Genomic DNA, 19,179 nt, shown 5'->3' with positions numbered 1-19,179 from the left:
TTCACTCGGTGCACGCGGCGGACTCAGTGCACGCGGCGGGTCTGGGAGACGGTGCGGTGCAGGTCGACACCTAGTCGCGGCACGACCTCGTGCAGGAACGGCTGCGGGTCCACGCACGCCTCGGGCGCGAGGACACCGGTCCGGTCGATCTCCCCGTCGACGAGCCGGCGCAGGAAGGCGGCAGCGGGGATCGCCGTCATGTCGCCCTTGTCCTTCAAGAACTTCTTGGTCATGTCGTGGTGCATCTCGATGACCACGGACGCCGCGGCGCCGTCCTTCTCGCCTTCGGCGCGGATGTGGAACGCGGCTCCGATGGGGTCTCCGGAGATGTCGACGCCGACGGCGCGCTCGCCCTCCGGCGTGCAGAAGTGCCGGGCGAGGAAGGACTGCGGCGACAGGGGGAGGCCGCCGCGTTCGGGGCTCATCAGGCCGAGTTCGGCGAACCGGCGGTAGATCTCGTTGCCCTCGCTCTGCCACCAGGTGAACCGGCAGGTGGCCTCCTTGAGGCCCGGGATGAACCGGGGCAGCGTGAGCGGCTCGGCGTGCCCGAAGTAGCCGAACTCGCGGAGGCCGTACGGGGCGAGCAGTTCGAACGTCCTCGGATCGCCCCACGCGGGCACCTTGCGGTACTCGCCGCCGAGGAACTGGGTGACCTCGCCGCTGAGCGAGTGGAACATGTGCTCCAGGATGGTCGGCCCGAGGTTGGGAACGAACGGGAGGCCCATGACCACGTGGACGGCGTCCGCGCGGTCGAGTTCGTCGCACGCCCAGCGCGCCATGAGGTTGGTCATGCCGGGCGCAGAGCCGCAACTGGTGAGGACGGTGACGCCCGCCGCCTTGGCCCGCTCGTCGTACGCGGGGTCGGTCACCAGGGCCTCGGCGACGTCGAATTCGTCGCAGATGTCGATGTAGTGCGCTCCGGCGCCGATGGCGGCGTCGATGATCGGCAGTGCGAAGCGGTAGAACGGGCCCACGCCGTTGAAGACCACGTCCGCGCCGGCGACGACCGCGGCGATGCTCTCCGGGTCGGTCGCGTCGAAGCGCGCGTGGCCGGCGCCGACGGCCGCGCCGAGGGCCTTCGCGCGGTCGCCGTCGAGGTCGGCGACCACCAGGTCGTCGATTCCGTCGAACGCGGCGGCGCTGCGGGCGACGCGGCTCGTGACCGAGCCGCAGCCGAGTATGGCGACCTTCACGTGGACCTCCGGGGAAAGGGCATGCGTCCAGAGCCGGCGGATCGCCGGTGGCGGGGCCGGGCTGCGGACGGAGACGGGTACCGGTGGACGGCATCGGCCGCACACCGGAACGGTGGGAATCGCCCCGGTGGAAAGCCGACGGCCTGACCACCGCGGGGCATGGTCCATGATGGGACCACCTTGAAGCTAAAGTCAACACTATGACCCTTTTGGTGGATCGAGATGAGCGACGGCACGACGCGGCCGGCCCCCGCAGCGCACACGTCACCGGCGGACGCCGCCGAACCGCCGCGTGAACGCGTCCGCACCGGCGGTCGCAGCGAACGGGTCCGCCAGGCCGTCGCGCAGGCCGTCCTGGACCTTCTCGCCGAACGCGTCGTCGACTTCGGCCCCAGCGAGGTCGCCGCCCGCGCGGACCTCAACCGCAAGACCATCTACCGCTGGTGGCCCACCTTCGCCGACCTGGTCCGCGAGGGGCTCAACGCCCATTCCAGCACCGTCGAGGTGCCCGACACGGGCTCGTGGGAGCGGGACATCCGCGAACTGGCGCACCGTCTCGCGGCGTTCTTCGCCGGCCCCGTCGAGGTCGCCACCAACGCGATCATCGCCGCGCGCGGCACGCCCGAGTTGAGCGCGCTCATCGTCGAGCACTTCGAGCCGATCCAGGAATCCTGGCGATCCGTGGTCACCCGCGGCATCTCCCGCGGCGAGGTCCACCCGGACTGCTCACCGGAGGCAGTGCTGAACACGCTGGCGAGCCCGCTCATCCTCACCCCGCTCACCCGGCATCGGTCCGCCACCCGGCAGGAGGTCGACACCCTGGTGGACCTCGTCCTCCGCGCGACCCGCCCCTGAGGCGCGCCGCAAGCAGATCGAGACCGAAACCTCCTGATCTCGGGGCGTCGAGTCAGGACACCGAGTCCTCGACCTGCTTGCGCAGGACCTTCCCGGTCGCGTTGCGGGGGAGCGGGTCGGTCGTGATGTGCCAGCGGGACGGGACCTTGAAGTAGGCGACGCGCTCCTTCATGAACGCGGTCAGCTCCTCGGCCGTGGGCGGGTCGCCGGCGGCGACGACGACCGCCGCGACCTCCTGGCCGAGGTCGGCGTGCGGGATGCCGACGACGATGCACTCGGAGACCCCCGGGTACTCGGCGAGGATGTTCTCGATCTCGACCGGGTAGACGTTCTCGCCGCCGCGGATGATCAGGTCGGAGCGGCGGGTGGTGAGCCGCAGCCGGCCGTTGTCGATCACGCCGATGTCGCCGGTGCGCAGCCACCGGTCCGGGTCGATGCTCGCGGCGGTGGCCTCCGGGTCCCGCCAGTAGCCGATCATGTTGAAGGCACTGCGGGCGCAGACCTCGCCCTCGGTGCCGTCAGGGACCGGCTTGCCCTCGGGGTCGCGGATCTCCACCTGGACGCCGAGGTTCGGGGCCCCGAGCGTCCCCGGCGCCTCCGCGAGGTCCATCGGGGTGGCGACGGAGATGGCGGTGCACGACTCGGTCAGCCCGTAGCTGTCGACGAGGGCGCCGCGCGCCGGCGGGAACACCGACTGGAGCCGCTCCTTGAACGCGGGCGAGGACGGCGCGGAGGCCAGCGCGAACGCGGTCAGCGACGACAGGTCGTACTTCGACAGGTCGTCGTGCTGCATCATGCGGTGCGCCATCGTGGGGACGGCGCCCCAGTTCGTGACCTTCTCCCTCTCGACCAGGCTGAGCACCTCGTCCACGTCGAAACCGCCCATGTGCATGACCACGGCGGTGCCGGTGGCGAGGCGCGGGACGGCCAGGTTGTGCAGCGACGCGATGTGGAACAGCGGCAGCGCGAGGAGGTAGCGACGGGAGGAGGCGTCGATGCCGAACGCGCCCATGATGGCGTCGTTGTACCGGTGGTACTCGATCACCGAGGTGAGGTTCCGGTGCGAGTGGACGGCGCCCTTCGGGCGGCCCGACGTGCCGCTCGTGTACAGGATGACCGCGGGGTCGTCCTCGGCGACGTCCGGGACGTCCAGCTCCGCGCCGGGGTAGCGGGAGGTCAGCGAGGGGACGTCCTTCTCGATCGTCAGCACGTCCTCGGAGATCAGCGCGGCCCGCTTCGCGTCGGCGATCACGATCTTCGGGTCGGTGTGGCCGAGCGCGTACTCGATCTCCTGCGCCGTCCACCAGGCGTTGTAGCCGACCGCGACCGCGCCGGCGGCGATCGCCGCCCAGAACGAGATGATCCACTCGGGGCTGTTCGCGGCGTTGATCGCGATGCGGTCGCCGGGCCGGACGCCGAGGTCGTCCCGCAGCGCCTTCGCCATCGACGCGACGGCGGCGGCGTGCTCGGCGAACGACAGCCGGCGGGACGCGGTGACGATGTAGTCGCGGTCGCCGTGGGCCGCCGAGCGGGCGAGCACCTCGCCGAGGCTGCGGGCCCGGTTCGCGAACACCGGAAGGCGCGTGCCGAGCACGTCCTCCTCCCGCAACTCGAACTCGCCGCCGGGACCGGTCAGCTTCGCGATCATCTCCATCGGACCCCTCCTCCTCGCCGGAACGGTCCATTGTGCGCTGGGGCACACCGGCGCCACCAGGGTATTCCGCTCAGCGGGACGGTCACGGACCGTGTCCCGCCGAACTCATTCCCGCTGAGCGGGACTGGGCCTTTTGCGTGCGCCGCGTCACATCACCATGACCGCACCAGGACTGAGCAGACCGGACTGACCAGGCATGACCTGGACGGGCCGGGCTGGGCGCGCAAGCAGGACTGAGCGGAGAACCAATGGCAAGCCTCAGCGACAAGGTCGCGATCGTCACCGGAGCGGGACAGGGCGTCGGGCAGGGCATCGCGCTCGCGCTGGCCTCCGAGGGCGCCGCCGTCGCGGTGCTCGGCCGCACGGCGGCCAAGCTGGACGCGACGTGCGAGCTGATCCGGGAGCGCGACGCGAGGGCCGAGCCGTTCGCGTGCGACGTCGCCGACACCGAGTCGATCCCCGGCGTGGTGGATCGGGTCGCCGAGACGTTCGGCGGCATCGACATCCTCGTCAACAACGCCTACTCGGGCTCCTTCGGCCCGCTGCTGGAGATGAGCGACGCGAAGTTCCGGAAGGGGTTCGTCACCGGCCCGTTCGCGGCGTTCGCGTTCATGAAGGCGTGCCACCCGCACATGAAGGCGCGGGGCGGCGGCAGCATCGTCAACCTGGTCACCTCCGCCATGGTCCGCTGGGACCCGGCCACGTACGGCGCCTACGCCGCCGCCAAGCAGGCCCTCCGGTCGCTGACCCGCACGGCCGCGGCCGAGTGGGGGCCGGACGGGATCCGCGCCAACAACATCGCCCCGCACGCCCTGTCCCCGGGGCTGAAGTGGTGGGCGGAGAACAACCCCGAGGCGGCCGAGGAGTTCCGCAAGACGATCCCGCTCGGCTACATCGGCGACTGCGAGGACGACATCGGCAAAGCCGTGGTCGCGCTCGTCCAGCCGGCGATGCGCTACCTCACCGGGGCGACGATCCCGCTGGACGGCGGCCAGGCCAACTTCGGCTGACGCCGCCCCGTTCCGCGCTGACCTTCCCCCGCGTCCGAGCGACCCCGCCCAAGCGGGGCGCGACAACCCGCAGCACTCCATAACTCGCAGCACCCCCCGTCTCCCGGCGCCAGAGGGTCGCCGGTAGACGCGGATTACCCACGAACCCCGTCCCCCGCCTGCCCGAAACACCACTTGCCGCCGCGGCGGCCAGTGAAAGGAGTACGACCTATGAAGGTCGACAAGATCGGACGCCTCGCCGCAGGCGTCCTCGCGGTGGCGCTCGTCACCGCGTCCTGTTCCAGCGAGCGTTCGGGCACGGACGGCGTGTCCGAAGGCACCGGCTCGGACGGCGGCGGCGCCGCGGCGAGCAAGGCGTTCGGGACGCTGCCGTCCCCGTGCGGCCCCGGTGACGCCAAGGGCAAGACCGACCAGGGCATCACCGACGACGCCATCACCATCGGCTTCGGCGACGACCGCGGCTTCTCCGCGGCGCCCGGCCTGTCCAAGGAGATGGGCGACGCCGTCGCCGCGATGATCGACTGGTGCAACCAGCAGGGCGGCATCAACGGACGCAAGATCAAGGGCAACCAGTACGACGCCGCCTACATGCAGTCCGCGAAGGTGATGCAGGAGGCCTGCAAGCAGGACTTCATGCTCGTCGGGCAGGGCTTCGCGATGGACGAGGCCGCCGAGCAGTACCGGGTGGCGTGCAAGCTGCCGACCGTCGCCGGCTACACCGTCGGCCCGAACTCCTCGATGGGCCCGATGAAGTACGAGGCCGTCCCGTACCCGGTGGACCTGATGAACATCGGAGGGCTCCGCCTCGCGGAGAAGCTCTTCCCCGACTTCAAGGACAAGACGGACATCCTCCAGTCGACGTCGCCCGCCGTCAGCACCGGCAACAACAAGATCGCCAGTGCCATGAAGGACATCGGCGTCAAGCGCGTGGACTGCGGCGTCCGGCTGAACGACAAGGGCGAGAGCAGCTACATGCCCTTCGCCGAGAAGATCAAGGACTGCGGGGCGAAGGTCCTGTGGTCGTCCGACTCGCCCGACCCCGGCCAGTTCAGCCTGCTGGAGTCGATCGAGCGGGCCGGCGCGGAGCCGAAGTACGTGTTCGAGTCGACCTGGTACAGCCCGCTGGTGTCCAAGTGGAACACCTCGGGCGCCGGTGACAACCTGCACATCGGCATGATCTTCCAGCCGCTGGAGAACGCGGACAAGGTGCCGGCGGTCAAGCAGTACGTGGACGCCGTGAACGCCAAGAAGGGCAAGATCGCCATGCTCGGAATGCAGGCGACCTCGTCCTTCCTGCTGTGGGCGCAGTCCGCGCAGAAGTGCGGCTCGGACCTCACCCGGCAGTGCGTGATCAACGAGCTGTCGAAGGTGCACGAGTGGACGGGCGGCGGCCTGCACGCGCCGACCGACCCGGGCAACAACAAGCCGGCGTCCTGCTCGCTCATGGTGAAGCTCAACAAGACCACGTTCGAGCAGGTCATGCCGAAGAACGCCGGCGAGTTCGAGTGCGGTCCCGAGTTCGTCGTCAAGACGGACCCGAAGACCTGGGGCGCGAAGCTGAACGACGACCGGATCTCGACGAAGTTCCTGACCGGCGACGTCATCAAGCCCCAGTCCTCCTGATCCGACCCGCCGGAGGCGGTACCACATGGCGGTGAGCAAGTGACGACGTTCCTCACGTACACGATCCTGGGCCTCGTCCTGGGGTCGGTGTACTCCATCGCGGCCTCGGGCCTCGTACTGACGTACAACACCTCGGGCATCTTCAACTTCGCCCATGGCGCGCAGGCGATGTTCGGCACGTTCCTGTACTGGCACTTCACCGAGCGGTGGGGATGGCCGGTGTGGCTCGCGCTGATCGTCGTGATCGGTTTCGTCGGTCCTGCGATGGGCGCCGCACTGCACGCCGCGATCATGAAGGGGCTGCGCGGCACCGCCGACGTCACGAAGATCATCGTGACGGTGGCGGTGCTGCTCGGCACCGTCTACCTGGCCCAGTGGATCTGGAACCCGGACGAGGCCCACACCGTGGACATGTTCTTCGGTGCGGGCGCGAAGATCACGCTGGCCGGCGTGGTGATCCGGTACCACGAGATCGTCTGCCTGGCCGCCGCCGTGGCGATCGCCGTCGGGCTGCGGGTGCTGTTCACCCGCAGCCGGACGGGCGTGGTCATGCGCGGCTCGGTCGACGACCCCGACCTGCTGCGCCTCAACGGCCACGACCCCGAGCGCGCCGCGATGCTGTCGTGGGCGCTCGGCTCCACCCTCGCCGTCCTCGCCGGGGTCCTGATCGTGCCGATCAGCGGCGGCGGCCTGGACGCGAACATGCTCACCCTGCTGGTGATCGACGCGTTCGCGGCGGCGATGTTCGGCCGGCTGCGCAGCATCCCCCGCACGTTCGTGGGCGCGATGGTGCTCGGTCTGGCCGCCAACTACGTGCTCGCCTACCTGCCGTCGGCGGGCACGTTCACCGGCAATCTGCGCGTCTCGCTGCCGATGATCCTGCTGTTCGTGGTGCTGGTGGTGCTGCCGCAGGACCGGCTGCGCGGCGCCGCGATCCGGACCCGCGAGCGGTACCGGGTGCCGACCGTCCGGGGCGCGGCCGTGTGGGGCCTCGTGCTCGTCGCGGTCGTCTACCTCTACAGCCTGCTGCTGTCGGACGGCGCGATCACCACGTTCTCGCTCGGCATGACGTTCGCGATCATCGCGCTGTCGCTGACCGTCCTGACCGGCTACGCGGGCGAGCTGAACCTCGCTCCGCTGGCGTTCGGCGCGGTCGCGACCGTCGTGGCGTTCCACGCCGGCGTGGTGGGCACCGGCCTCGACGCGCGGATGAACATCCAGGGCGTGCTGCTGGCCGTCGCGGCGGCGGCGATCGTCGGCGGGCTCGTCGCACTGCCCGCGCTGCGGCTCCGCGGCCTCTACCTGGCCCTCGCGACGATGGCGTTCGGCGAGTTCCTGTCGAACATGGTGCTGCGCGACACCACCGAGCACGAGCTGTTCGGGATGACGTTCACGCTGTTCCCGGACGGATCGCTGGTCATCCCGCCGCTCAAGGTCGGCCCGCTCGACCTGCGGGACGGGACGACGTCGCTGATGACCGCAACGGTCCTGTTCGCGCTGATCGCCGTCGGGCTCGCGGCCCTTCGCAACAGCGGGTACGGGCGGCGGCTCGCGGCGATGAAGGACAGCCCGGCGGCCTCGGCGATGCTCGGCCAGAACCTGGTCCGGCTGAAGCTGAGCGTCTTCATGATCTCCGCGGCGATCGCGGGCCTCGGCGGCGTGCTGATGTCGGCCGCGACCGGGACCGTCGCGCAGGAGAACTTCACGTTCCTCGGCAGCCTCGCCTTGCTGATGCTCGTCGTGGTCGCGGGCATCGGCTACATCAGCGGCGCCCTGTTCGGGGGCCTGATGGCGGGCGTCGGGTCGGCGGTGCTCGTGTCCACGTTCAGCGACCTGGCGCTGGACAACGAGGGCATGGCCACCATCTACACCACGCTCGGTCACCTCATCATGGTCAGCACGGCGCTGCTCGGGATGGGCGTCGGCAGGAACCCGAGCGGTTTCCTGCACGACCTCATCGAGGGCTACCGGGCGACGCGGAACGCCAAGCCCGTCCTGTACGGGGCGGCGGCGCTGTGCGCCGTCCTCTACCTGCTCGCGCTCACCGGTGTGATCGGGACGTGGACGTTCGCTCTGGTCGCGCTCTGCGTGGGCATGCTGCTGCCGGTCTTCGGCCGCATGTACCTGGACGAGGGGCGGCGCGACCGCCCGACTCCGCTGGAGCTGATCGGCGTGGACGAGCCCTACACCGACGAACTGCGCGCACGCCTCGACCGCGAACTCGGCCTGCCCGCCGTCCTGGAGAAGGGAGGTTCTCGTGCCACTGCTTGAGACACAGGGCATCACCGTCCGGTTCGGCGGCAACACCGCCGTCGACGATGTCGGCCTCACCATGGCCGAAGGCCAGATCACCGGCCTGATCGGACCGAACGGCGCCGGCAAGACGACGATGTTCAACACCATCACCGGCTTGCAGAAACCGGCGTCCGGCCAGGTTCTCCTGGACGGCGCCGACATCACCAGACTGTCCCCGGCCAAGCGCGCGCGGCGCGGCATGGCGCGGACGTTCCAGCGCCTGGAGCTGTTCCTGTCGCTCTCGGTCCGCGACAACGTCCGCGTCGCGGGCGACATCCTGCGCAGCCACAGCCGCAAGCGCTTCGACCTGGACGAGCGGACCGACAGGGTCCTCGAACGGACCGGGCTCACCGACATCGCCGACCGCGATGTGTCCGACATCCCGATCGGACGGGCCCGCGTCGTGGAGGTGGCGCGCGCGCTGATGACCTCACCGCGCGTCCTGCTGCTGGACGAGCCCGCGTCCGGCCAGACCGAACGGGAGACGGAGGCGTTCGCCGAGATGCTCACCGGCCTCGCCGGTGAGGGCCTGACGATCTGCCTCGTCGAGCATGACCTGCCGCTCGTGATGAAGCTGTGCTCGACCATCCACGTCCTCGACTACGGCGCGCTGATCGCGTCCGGCACGCCGGCGGAGATCAAGGAGTCGCCCGAGGTCATCGCCGCCTACATCGGCACCGAGGAGGCATCGCATGGCTGACCCGAAGGCGGTCCCCGCGCCGCGCACCGCCGCCGGGGAGGCGAGCCCGGAGCCGCTGCTCGAGCTGGTGGACGTCCGCGCGGGCTACGGCGCGATCGAGGTGCTGCACGGCGTCGACCTGGCGCTGCGGCCCGGGTCGCTGCTGGCGCTGCTCGGCCCGAACGGCGGCGGCAAGTCGACCACCATGCGCGTCTGCGCGGGCCTGCACGCCCCGACCGGCGGGGAGCTGCGGTTCGCCGGGCGCAAGGTGAACGGCATCTCGGCGCAGGACGCGGCCCGCCTCGGCGTCTGCTCGATCCCCGAGGGCCGCGGGATCTTCCCGAACCTGACGGTGCGGGAGAACCTGTGGGCCGCCACCGGAACCGGCGCGAAGCTGGAGGATCTGGAGGAGAAGGCGTACGCCCGCTTCCCCCGCCTCGGCGAGCGCCGCCACCAGCTCGCCGGATCCATGTCCGGCGGCGAGCAGCAGATGCTCGCGCTGTCGCGCGCGCTCGGCACCGACCCGGCGGTGCTGCTGCTCGACGAGCTGTCCATGGGCCTCGCGCCCATGATCGTCACCCGGATGTACGAGACGGTCGCCGAGCTGGTCGAGGGCGGCCTGTCGGTGCTGGTCGCGGAGCAGTTCGCCCGCGCCGTCCTGCCGATCGCCGACACCGCCGCGCTGATGCTGCACGGGCGCGTGGTGGCGGCCGGCCCGCCCGAAGAGATCGAAGACCGGCTGTCCAGCGATTACCTGGGAGGTTGACCCATAATGCTCACCGAGGAACGACGCCAGCAGTTCAAGGACGACGTGGCGGGCCAGAAGCTGAAGACCGACCAGTCCCGCTTCGACGGGGTGCTCCGCATCGTCGGTCTCGTCGCGATGGTGGCCGGCGTGGCCGGCGTCTTCATCGCCTACAACGTCTCGCTCGCCAAGGACGACATGCGGGACGTGGGCTCACTGCAGACCCTCGCCCTCGGGTTCCTGGCGGTGACCGTCCTCGGCGCGGCCCTGTACCTCGCCGCCGCCGTCACCCGCGTCCTGCGGCTGTGGCTGCTGCGCCAGCTGGTAGAGCAGCAGGCGCAGACGGACCAGATAGCCGCCGCCCTCCGCAAGGACGCCTGACCCTCACGTTGACCTGCGGCGAGTCGTTGTTATAAGCCACCGGATAACAACGACACGCCGCAGGTCAACGAAGCGGCGGGCGAGAGGCCGCGGGGCCGACGCTCCCGGTCAGCGGGATGCCCGGAGTGCCCGGACGGCCCGCTGATTAACGTCTAGCCCAGATGGAGGACTCTGAATGAACGACGCGAAGCCCGACGTGTCCAAGCTGCCCAACGTGCCTGACGTGCCTGACGTGCCCGATGTGTTCGCCCCCGCCAAGCTGGGGCCCGTCACGCTCCGGAACCGCACCGTCAAGGCGGCGACGTACGAGGGGCTGACCAAGGACGGCCAGGTCACCGACGCGCTGATCGACTTCCACGTCCGGCACGCGCGCGGCGGCGTCGGGATGACGACCGTCGCCTACTGCGCGGTCGCGCCGGAGGGCCGCACCGACCGCCGGCAGATCTACTGGCGCGAGGAGGCGATGCCCGGCCTGCGGAAGCTGACCGACGCCGTGCACGCCGAGGGCGCGGCCGTCCAGGCGCAGATCGGGCACGCGGGACCGGTCGCCAACCCGAAGAGCAACAAGCTGCCCGCGCTCGCGCCCAGCCGCCACTTCCACATGACGACGCAGACCTTCACCAAGGCCGCCACGCCGGCGGACCTGAAGCGCGTCGTCGAGGGGCACGCCCGCGCGGGCACGATGGCGATCGAGGCCGGTTTCGACTCGATCGAGATCCACATGGGGCACAACTACCTGACCAGCTCGTTCCTCAGCCCCAAGGTCAACCACCGCAAGGACGAGTACGGCGGGTCGCTGGAGAACCGGGCCCGGCTGGCCCGCGACATCGGCCGCGCCGTCCGCGACGCCGTCGGCGACCGCATCGCGATCACCGCGAAGCTGAACATGGACGACGGCGTGCCCGGCGGCTTCTGGATCGACGAGGCCATCCAGGTCGCCCGGTGGCTGGAGGCCGACGGCTCCGTCGACGCCCTGCAGATGACCGCCGGCAGCTCCCTGCTCAATCCGATGTACCTGTTCAAGGGCGACGCGCCGCTGCACGAGTTCGCGGCTGTGATGAAGCAGCCGACCAAGCTCGGGATCAAGCTGATCGGCAAGCACTTCCTGAAGTCCTACCCCTACGAGGACCTCTACCTGCTCAAGGACGCCCGCCAGATCCGCGCCGCGGTGAAGCTGCCGATGATCCTGCTCGGCGGCGTCACCGACAGGGCCGGCATGGACACCGCCATGGCGGAGGGCTTCGAGTTCGTCGCGATGGCGCGCGCCCTGCTGCGCGAGCCCGACCTGATCAACCGGATCAAGGACGACCCCGCGACCGAGTCGCTGTGCATCCACTGCAACAAGTGCATGACGGCGATCTACGGCGGCACCCACTGCGTCCTGTCCACCGAGCCGGCCTGGGGCAGCGCGAGTGCGTGACGAGACGATCGCGGGGATGCTGCTGGCACGGCTGGGCGACGACAGGCCGGGCCTGCGCAGCCGCGAGCGCACGTGGACGTGGGACGAGGTCGTCCGGGAGAGCGCGGCGCGCGCGTCGCTGGCGCGGGAGCTGCGCCGGGACGGGCCGTTCCACATCGGCGTGCTGCTGGAGAACGTCCCCGAGTACATCCTGTGGCTGGGCGCGGCGGCGCTGAGCGGCGCGACGATCGTCGGCGTCAACTCGACGCGGACCGGCGCCTACCTGGAGCAGGAGGTCCGGCACACCGACCTGCAGCTCCTGGTCACGGACCGGGCGGGGCTGAAGCTCCTGGACGGCCTCGACATCGGCGTCCCCCGCGACCGTTTCGTCCTGATCGACGACGGCGGCTACCCGGCCCGGGTGGACGCCCACGCCTGCGAGCCCGCGGCCGACGCGTCGGTCACCCCCGGGACGCAGCTGCTGCTGCTGTTCACGTCCGGGACGACCGGGGCGTCCAAGGCGGCGCGGTGCTCGCAGGGCCGGCTCGCCGAGCTGGGCCGCGACAACAGCGCCAAGTACGACGTCAAGCGCGACGACATCAGCTACTGCTCGATGCCGCTGTTCCACGGCAACGCCCTGATGGCGCTGTGGGCGCCGTCGCTCGCGGTGGGCGCGACCGTCGCGCTGGCGCCGAGGTTCTCCGCGTCCGGGTTCCTGCCGGACGTCCGGTTCTACGGCGCGACGTTCTTCACCTACGTCGGCAAGGCGATCGGGTACGTGCTGTCCACGCCCGAGAAGCCCGACGACGCCGACAACACCCTCACGCACGGGTTCGGCACCGAGGCGTCCCCCGAGGACAAGGCCGAGTTCCTGCGCCGCTTCGGCGCGAAGCTCGTCGAGGGCTACGGCTCCAGCGAGAGCGCCGGCATGATCAAGCGGGACCCGGCCGCGCCGCCGACCGCGTTCGGCCGCCCCGCCCACGACGGCGTCCGGATCGTCAACCCGGAGACGCGCGAGACGTGCGCCCCGGCGGTCCTGGACGAGCACGGCCGCGTCACCAACGCCGAGGCCGCCGTCGGCGAGATCGTCGACGTGCACGGCGCCGCGAAGTTCGAGGGCTACTACAACAACCCCGAGGCGGACGCCGAACGCGTCCGGCACGGCTGGTACTGGACGGGCGACCTCGGCTACGTCGACGGCGACGGGTTCCTGTACTTCGGGGGGCGGTCCGGCGACTGGATCCGGGTCGACTCGGAGAACATCTCCGCGCTGCTCACCCAGAACGTCGTCCGCCGCCACCCGAAGATCGTGGACGCGGTCGCGTTCGGCGTCCCCGACCCGCGCTCCGGCGACCAGGTGATGGCCGCGATCGAGATCCCCGAGGGCGTCGAGTTCGCCGACCTGGACTTCGCGGCGTTCCTCGCCGCCCAGGACGACCTCGGCACCAAGGGCGCGCCGCGGTTCGTGCGCGTCTCGCACGCGCTGCCGACGACCGGTTCGGGCAAGCTCAAGAAGAAGGAGCTCCAGCTCGACGGCTGGCGCACCGCCGACCCGGTGTTCCGGTGGGCGGGCCGTGCGGTCAAAGGAACGGGGGCGCCCGAGTACGTCCTGATGACCGAGGCGGACAAGGCGGCGCTCCGCGCGGAGTTCGTCGCCGCCGGCCGCCGGCGCTTCCTCCCGTGAACGGCAGAAAGGGCAGGTATGGATCTGCGTGAGTCCGACGCGCATCGCGAACTGCGCGCGGAACTGAGGGCGTACTTCGCGGGCCTGCTGCCCGAGGACGTGCGGCGCCGCGCCGGCGAGCAGGGCGTCGGCGGCGACCGGTTCCGCGAGATCGTCAAGATGCTCGGCAACGACGGCTGGCTCGGCTACGGCTGGCCGGCCGAGTACGGCGGGCAGGGCAGGTCGATCGCCGAGCAGTACGTGTTCTTCGACGAGGTGCAGCGGGCCGGGCTGCCGTTCCCGTTCGTCACCGTCAACACGGTCGGCCCGACGCTGATGCGCTTCGGGACGGACGAGCAGAAGAAGAAGTACCTGCCCGGCATCCTCTCGGGCGACATCGTGTTCGCCATCGGCTACACCGAGCCCGAGGCCGGCACCGACCTCGCGTCGCTGCGGACCAAGGCCGTCCGGGACGGCGAAGGGTTCGTCATCGACGGCAGCAAGGTCTTCACGAGCGGCGCCAACACCGCCGACCACATCTGGCTCGCCGCCCGCACCAACCCCGACGCCCCCAAGCACAAGGGCATCTCGATCCTCATCGTCCCGACCGACGCGGACGGGTTCTCCTGGAGCCCGATCCCGACGGTCGGCGGCATGGTCGTGACGTCCACGTACTACAACGGCGTCCGGGTGCCCGCGTCGTCGGTCGTCGGGGACGTCGACGGCGGCTGGAGCCTCATCACCACCCAGCTGAACCACGAGCGCATCGGCCTCGCCGCGCTCGGCGGCCGGATGATCCGGCTGTGGGAGGACGTCCGCGACTGGGCCCGCGACAACGGGGCGCTGGAGCTGCCCTGGGTGCGCGCCGACCTCGCCCGGACCTACGCCCGGCTGGAGGCGATGCGGCTGATGAACTGGAAGATGACCATGGCGGTCGACGCCGGGGAGCTCACGGGCGCGCAGGCCGGGGCCACCAAGACGTACGGGACGGAGACGCACATCTTCGTCCAGCGCACCCTGACCGGGGTGCTCGGGGCGGCCGGGCGGATCCGTCCGGAATCGCCGGGTGCGGTGCTGTACGGGCAGATCGAGCAGCTGTCCCGGCAGGGCATCGTCAACACGTTCGGCGGCGGCGTCAATGAGGTGCTGCGCGACATGGTCGCCGTCCAGGGACTGGGTCTGCCGAGGATGAAGCGGTCATGAGCGACAGCGGTCACGACGACTACGAGGACAGGCTGCAGGCGTGGGTCGGGCGCGAGCTGCTGACCCGCCGCTTCGGGCAGGACCCGGTGAACGTCCCCATGATCCGGCACTGGGTCGAGGCCATGGAGGACGACAACCCCGTCCACCTGGACGAGGACGCCGCCCGCGAGACCGGACGCGACGGCGTGGTGGCGCCCGCGTCGATGGTGCAGGCGTGGACGATGCGCGGCTACGCGGCGTCCGTCCGCCCCGACCCGGCGCCGACCGGGTCGGACGAGCTGACGGCGCTGCTCGCCGAGGGCGGATACACCTCCGTCGTCGCGACCGACTCGGAGTTCGAATTCGTCCGGGAACTGGTGCCGGGCGACCGGGTCAGCGTCGAGGAGGTCGTCCAGTCGATCTCGCCGGAGAAGAAGACCGGGCTCGGCGCGGGCCGCTTCATCTCGACCCTGCGCACCTACCGGGACGCGTCCGGCGAGGTCGTCGCGACGCAGGGCTGGCGGCTGCTGCGCTTCCGCCCCGCTGAGAAGCCGGCGCCGAAGGCGCTGCGCCCGCGCCCCCCGATCAACCCCGACAACGCGTTCTGGTTCGAGGCGGCGCGCGAGCACCGGCTCGTCATCCAGCGGTGCGCGGACTGCAAGTCGCTGCGGCACCCGCCCGGCCCGTGCTGCCCGCAGTGCGGCTCGTTCGCGTGGGACACCGTGGAGGCGCAGGGGGACGGCCACGTCTACAGCTATGTGGTCAACCACCATCCGCGCCATCCCGCGTTCGACTACCCGCTGGTCGTCGCGGTGATCGAGCTGGCCGAGGGCACCCGGCTGATCGCCAACATGACCGGGGTCGCGCCGGCGGACGTCGAGGTCGGCATGCCCGTCGTCCTCGACTGGATCGACCCGGACCCCGACCTGTCCCTGCCGGCCTTCCGCCCGGCCGACGCCGCTAAGGAGAGCTGATGGACTTCACCCTGGGCGAGGAGCTGGAGGCCGTCCGGGACCTGGCCCGGCAGATCTTCGCCGACCAGGCCACGCAGGTGCGGATCAAGGCCGCCGAGGCGTCCGAGCGCGGGCTCGACGAGAGCCTGTGGGCGGAGCTCGGGGACACGGGCCTGCTCGGCGTCGCGCTGCCGGAGGCGGTGGGCGGGGCCGGGCTCGGCGTCGCCGGGCTGGCCGTCCTGCTGGAGGAGCAGGGGCGGGCCGTCGCGCCCGTCCCGGTCTGGCCGGTCGTCACCGCCGCGCTGGCGCTCGCCTCGCACGGGTCGGCGGCGCAGCGGGAGATCCTGCCCCCCGTCCTGGACGGGTCCGTGCGGCTGACGGTCGCGCTGGAGGAGTTCGGGCCGTCCGACCCGGCGTCGCCGCGCTGCGCCGCCGTCCGGGACGGCGACGGGTGGCTGCTGACCGGGACGAAGGCGGTCGTCCCCACACCTTTCGGGACGAGTCACGTGCTGGTGTCGGCCTCCTCGGCGGACGGCCCCGGGCTGTTCCTGGTCGAGACGTCCGCCGGCGCCTGGGAGCACGCCGAGACCACCGCGCACGACAGGGCCGGCCACCTCACGCTGGACGGGGCACCGGCGCAGGCCCTCGGCGAGGGCGCGCTCGCGGAGGCGCTGCGGACGGCCCGGGTGTCGCTGGCCGCCGTGCAGGTCGGCGTGGCCGACGGCGCGCTCCGCATGGCCGCCGACTACCTGGCCGGACGCGAGCAGTTCGGCCGCCCGCTCGCCACCTTCCAGGCCGCGCAGCACCAGCTCGCCGACTGCTACATCGAGATCGACGCGCTCCGCGTCTGCCTCTGGCACGCGATCTCGCTGATCGCCGCCGGGGAGGACGCCGAGACCGCCGTCCTGGTCGCCAAGTGGTGGTCGGACGAGGGCGGGCTGAACGTCGTGCACCGCGTCCAGCACCTGCACGGCGGCATCGGCGTGGACGTCGACTACCCGGTGCACCGCCACTTCCTGTGGGGCAAGCAGCTCTCCGGGACGCTCGGCGGCGCGTCGTCCGACCTCGACCTGCTGGGAGCGGCCCTGTGACGACGGGCACCGTGAAGCTCGACGACGTGACGGTGGGGGAGGAGCTGCCCGAGCTGCGCATCCCGCTCACCCGCACGATGATCGTCGCGACCGCGCTCGCGAGCCGCGACTACCAGGACGTCCACCACGACCCGTCGCTCGCCGTCGAGCGCGGTTCCAAGGACATCTTCATGAACATCCTGACGACCAACGGGCTCGTCGAGCGGTACGTGACGGGCTGGGCCGGGCCGGGCGCCGTCGTGACGGCCATCAAGATCCGCCTCGGCGCGCCCAACTACCCGGGCGACACCATGGTCCTGACCGGCACCGTGGCGGGCAAGCACGACGACGGCCGGGTCGAGGTCGCGGTGCGCGGCGTGAACGAGATCGGCCCGCACGTGACCGGCACGGTCGTCGTGCGGCTGCCCTCCGTCCGAGCACAGGGGAGTGACTCATGAGCGTCCTGCCAGGGGCGGCCGCGATCGCCGGGATCGGCGCCACCGAGTTCTCCAAGGAGTCCGGCCGCAGCGAGCTGCGGCTCGCCTGCGAGGCGGTGCTCGCCGCGATCGTGGACGCGGGCCTCCAGCCGTCCGACGTGGACGGGATGGTGACGTTCACCGCCGACACCAGCTCCGAGATCCACATCGCCCGCAACCTCGGTATCGGCGAGCTGAAGTTCTTCTCCCGCATCGGGCACGGCGGCGGCGCGGCGTGCGGCACCGTCCAGCAGGCCGCGATGGCCGTCGCGACCGGCGTCGCCGACGTCGTCGTCTGCTATCGGGCGTTCAACGAGCGCTCGGGCACCCGCTACGGCCTCGGCCAGGCGAACCGGCCGATGGACGTCAGCGCCGACAGCGCCGCGTACGCGTGGATGAACCCGTTCGGGCTGTCGACCCCCGCGCAGTGGGTCGCGATGTTCGCCCGCCGCTACATGTACGAGTACGGCGCGACGAGCGAGGACTTCGGCCGCGTCGCCGTCGTCGACCGGGCGCACGCCGCGACGAACCCGGCCGCGTGGTTCCACGGCCGCCCGATCACCCTGGCGGACCACCAGGCGTCCCGCTGGATCGCCGAACCGCTCCGGCTCCTCGACTGCTGCCAGGAGAGCGACGGCGGCCAGGCCCTCGTCGTCGTCTCCGCCGAGCGCGCCCGCGACCTGCCGCACCGTCCCGCGCTGATCTGGGGCGCCGCGCAGGGGTCCGGCAACGACCAGCACATGATGACGAGCTACTACCGGTCCGAGATCACCGGCATTCCGGAGATGGGCCTGGTGGGACGGCAGCTGTACGCGCAGTCGCGGCTGACCCCGGCCGACGTCCAGGCCGCGATCCTCTACGACCACTTCACGCCGCTGGTGCTGCCGCAGCTCGAAGAGCTCGGCTTCTGCGCCAAGGGCGAGGCCAAGGACTTCATCGCCGACGGCAATCTCGAACTCGGCGGCCGGCTGCCGGCGAACACGCACGGCGGCCAGCTCGGCGAGGCGTACATCCACGGCATGAACGGCATCGCGGAGGGCGTGCGGCTCGTGCGCGGCACGTCGGTGAACCAGCCGGGGGACGTCCACAACGTCCTGGTCACCGCCGGAACCGGCGTGCCGACCAGCGGACTGATCCTGGGAGCCGACGCGTGACCGGGCGAAGCGAGCCGGGGGGTGCGGGGGGCCGCCCCTCCACGGGCGGCAGGAACGAGTGGCACGGCAAGGACCTCGGCACCAGGACCGTCGGCTACGACGAGACGCAGGCCATCCTCTACGCGCTCGCCGTGGGCGCCGCCGCCTCCGACCTCGATCTGGTCTTCGAGGAGAGGCTGCGCGTCCTCCCCACGTTCGCGCTGACCCTCGCGCAATGGGCGCCGGACGTGCTCGGCTCCGCCGGGGCGTTCGACGTGCGGACGGCCGTGCACGGCACGCAGCGGCTCCGCGTCCTGAAGCCCCTTCCCCGCTCGGGCAGCGTCGAGATGACGGCCCGCGTCGCCGAGGTCTGGGACAAGGGTTCGGCGGCCGTCTTCGACGTGGCCGTGGAGAGCGAGTACTTCGCGGCGACCTGGTCGCTGTTCGCCCCCGGCCGCGGCGGGTTCGGCGGCGACCGGGGGCCGTCCGCCCGCCGCCGTCCCGAAGCGGCCCCGTCCGGAGAGCTGACCGTCCGGACGGCCGGCAACCAGGCGGCCCTCTACCGCCTCCTCGGCGACCGCCACCACCTGCACATCGACCCGGAGGCGGCGAAGACGGCCGGAATGCCGCGCCCGATCATGCACGGCCTGTGCACGCTCGCGGCGGCGACACTGCCGATCGCCGCTTCCCTGGGCGCGCACCCGGCCGACCTGGTGGAGCTCGAAGGCCGCTTCGCCGCCCCGGTGTTCCCCGGCGACGCGCTCCGGATCGAGACGTGGAAGGACGACGGCCCGGCGGTCCTCTTCGAGGCCGCCGCGGACGACAGGACGGTCATCTCGGCGGCCCGCGCCCGCTTCGCCTGAGGGCC

General features: G+C 71.3%; 17 protein-coding genes. 15 read left to right on the top strand and 2 right to left on the bottom strand.

Annotated elements, in window-relative coordinates; all coding sequences use genetic code 11:
- Positions 1-23: 23 nt before the first annotated feature.
- Positions 24-1,193: a saccharopine dehydrogenase family protein gene (locus tag SM611_RS05835; RefSeq protein ID WP_371947814.1), complete on the bottom strand. Its 1,170-nt coding sequence runs from the start codon at positions 1,191-1,193 to the stop codon at positions 24-26.
- A gap of 222 nt (positions 1,194-1,415) precedes the next feature.
- On the opposite strand from SM611_RS05835, the gene SM611_RS05830 reads away from it, so the two are divergent.
- Complete coding sequence (locus tag SM611_RS05830; protein ID WP_371947812.1) at positions 1,416-2,048, top strand: TetR-like C-terminal domain-containing protein; 633 nt, start codon at positions 1,416-1,418, stop codon at positions 2,046-2,048.
- A 52-nt stretch (positions 2,049-2,100) separates the two neighbouring features.
- Here SM611_RS05830 and casG read toward each other — a convergent pair whose 3' ends face one another.
- Complete coding sequence (gene casG, locus SM611_RS05825) at positions 2,101-3,702, bottom strand: steroid-24-oyl-CoA synthetase (protein WP_371947810.1); 1,602 nt, start codon at positions 3,700-3,702, stop codon at positions 2,101-2,103.
- A gap of 248 nt (positions 3,703-3,950) precedes the next feature.
- Between casG and SM611_RS05820 the strand changes: the two genes are divergently transcribed.
- The 14 genes from SM611_RS05820 to SM611_RS05755 all read left to right on the top strand — a co-directional run bounded on the left by SM611_RS05820 (position 3,951) and on the right by SM611_RS05755 (position 19,174).
- On the top strand, positions 3,951-4,712 hold the full coding sequence (locus tag SM611_RS05820; RefSeq protein WP_371947809.1) for an SDR family NAD(P)-dependent oxidoreductase: 762 nt from the start codon (positions 3,951-3,953) through the stop codon (positions 4,710-4,712).
- A gap of 210 nt (positions 4,713-4,922) precedes the next feature.
- Positions 4,923-6,335 (top strand): ABC transporter substrate-binding protein, encoded by a 1,413-nt coding sequence (locus tag SM611_RS05815; protein ID WP_371947808.1) that lies wholly within the window; start codon positions 4,923-4,925, stop codon positions 6,333-6,335.
- A gap of 39 nt (positions 6,336-6,374) precedes the next feature.
- Positions 6,375-8,606 (top strand): branched-chain amino acid ABC transporter permease, encoded by a 2,232-nt coding sequence (locus SM611_RS05810; RefSeq protein ID WP_371947806.1) that lies wholly within the window; start codon positions 6,375-6,377, stop codon positions 8,604-8,606.
- On the top strand, positions 8,593-9,330 hold the full coding sequence (locus tag SM611_RS05805; protein WP_371947805.1) for an ABC transporter ATP-binding protein: 738 nt from the start codon (positions 8,593-8,595) through the stop codon (positions 9,328-9,330). Before SM611_RS05810 ends, SM611_RS05805 begins: the two co-directional genes overlap by 14 nt.
- Positions 9,323-10,075, top strand: coding sequence for an ABC transporter ATP-binding protein (locus SM611_RS05800; protein ID WP_371947803.1), 753 nt, complete (start codon positions 9,323-9,325; stop codon positions 10,073-10,075). The genes SM611_RS05805 and SM611_RS05800 overlap by 8 nt, the downstream gene beginning before the upstream one ends.
- A gap of 6 nt (positions 10,076-10,081) precedes the next feature.
- On the top strand, positions 10,082-10,435 hold the full coding sequence (locus tag SM611_RS05795; protein ID WP_371947802.1) for a hypothetical protein: 354 nt from the start codon (positions 10,082-10,084) through the stop codon (positions 10,433-10,435).
- Positions 10,436-10,610: 175 nt separating this feature from the next.
- On the top strand, positions 10,611-11,855 hold the full coding sequence (locus SM611_RS05790; RefSeq protein ID WP_371947801.1) for an NADH:flavin oxidoreductase: 1,245 nt from the start codon (positions 10,611-10,613) through the stop codon (positions 11,853-11,855).
- Positions 11,848-13,518: a steroid-22-oyl-CoA synthetase gene (casI, locus tag SM611_RS05785; protein WP_371947800.1), complete on the top strand. Its 1,671-nt coding sequence runs from the start codon at positions 11,848-11,850 to the stop codon at positions 13,516-13,518. Before SM611_RS05790 ends, casI begins: the two co-directional genes overlap by 8 nt.
- An 18-nt stretch (positions 13,519-13,536) precedes the next feature.
- Entirely contained in the window at positions 13,537-14,700 is a 1,164-nt protein-coding gene (locus SM611_RS05780; RefSeq protein WP_371947799.1) for an acyl-CoA dehydrogenase family protein, read from the top strand.
- Positions 14,697-15,653, top strand: coding sequence for a bifunctional MaoC family dehydratase N-terminal/OB-fold nucleic acid binding domain-containing protein (locus tag SM611_RS05775; protein ID WP_371947798.1), 957 nt, complete (start codon positions 14,697-14,699; stop codon positions 15,651-15,653). Before SM611_RS05780 ends, SM611_RS05775 begins: the two co-directional genes overlap by 4 nt.
- Positions 15,653-16,723, top strand: coding sequence for an acyl-CoA dehydrogenase family protein (locus tag SM611_RS05770; RefSeq protein ID WP_371947797.1), 1,071 nt, complete (start codon positions 15,653-15,655; stop codon positions 16,721-16,723). Before SM611_RS05775 ends, SM611_RS05770 begins: the two co-directional genes overlap by 1 nt.
- The gene (locus SM611_RS05765) at positions 16,720-17,160 is read left to right on the top strand and encodes a MaoC family dehydratase (RefSeq protein ID WP_371947796.1); all 441 of its coding nucleotides are present in this window, start codon (positions 16,720-16,722) and stop codon (positions 17,158-17,160) included. Before SM611_RS05770 ends, SM611_RS05765 begins: the two co-directional genes overlap by 4 nt.
- Positions 17,157-18,332 (top strand): lipid-transfer protein, encoded by a 1,176-nt coding sequence (locus tag SM611_RS05760; protein WP_371947795.1) that lies wholly within the window; start codon positions 17,157-17,159, stop codon positions 18,330-18,332. The genes SM611_RS05765 and SM611_RS05760 overlap by 4 nt, the downstream gene beginning before the upstream one ends.
- Positions 18,329-19,174, top strand: a complete 846-nt coding sequence (locus tag SM611_RS05755) for a MaoC/PaaZ C-terminal domain-containing protein (RefSeq protein ID WP_371947794.1) — start codon at positions 18,329-18,331, stop codon at positions 19,172-19,174. The genes SM611_RS05760 and SM611_RS05755 overlap by 4 nt, the downstream gene beginning before the upstream one ends.
- Positions 19,175-19,179 lie beyond the last annotated feature (5 nt).

Origin of the sequence: Actinomadura monticuli (assembly GCF_041463655.1) — a bacterium.
GTDB classification, from domain to species: Bacteria; Actinomycetota; Actinomycetes; order Streptosporangiales; family Streptosporangiaceae; genus Spirillospora; species Spirillospora monticuli.
The sequence above is the reverse complement of the archived record's forward strand: the minus strand, read 5'-3'. Positions and strand labels throughout refer to the sequence as shown.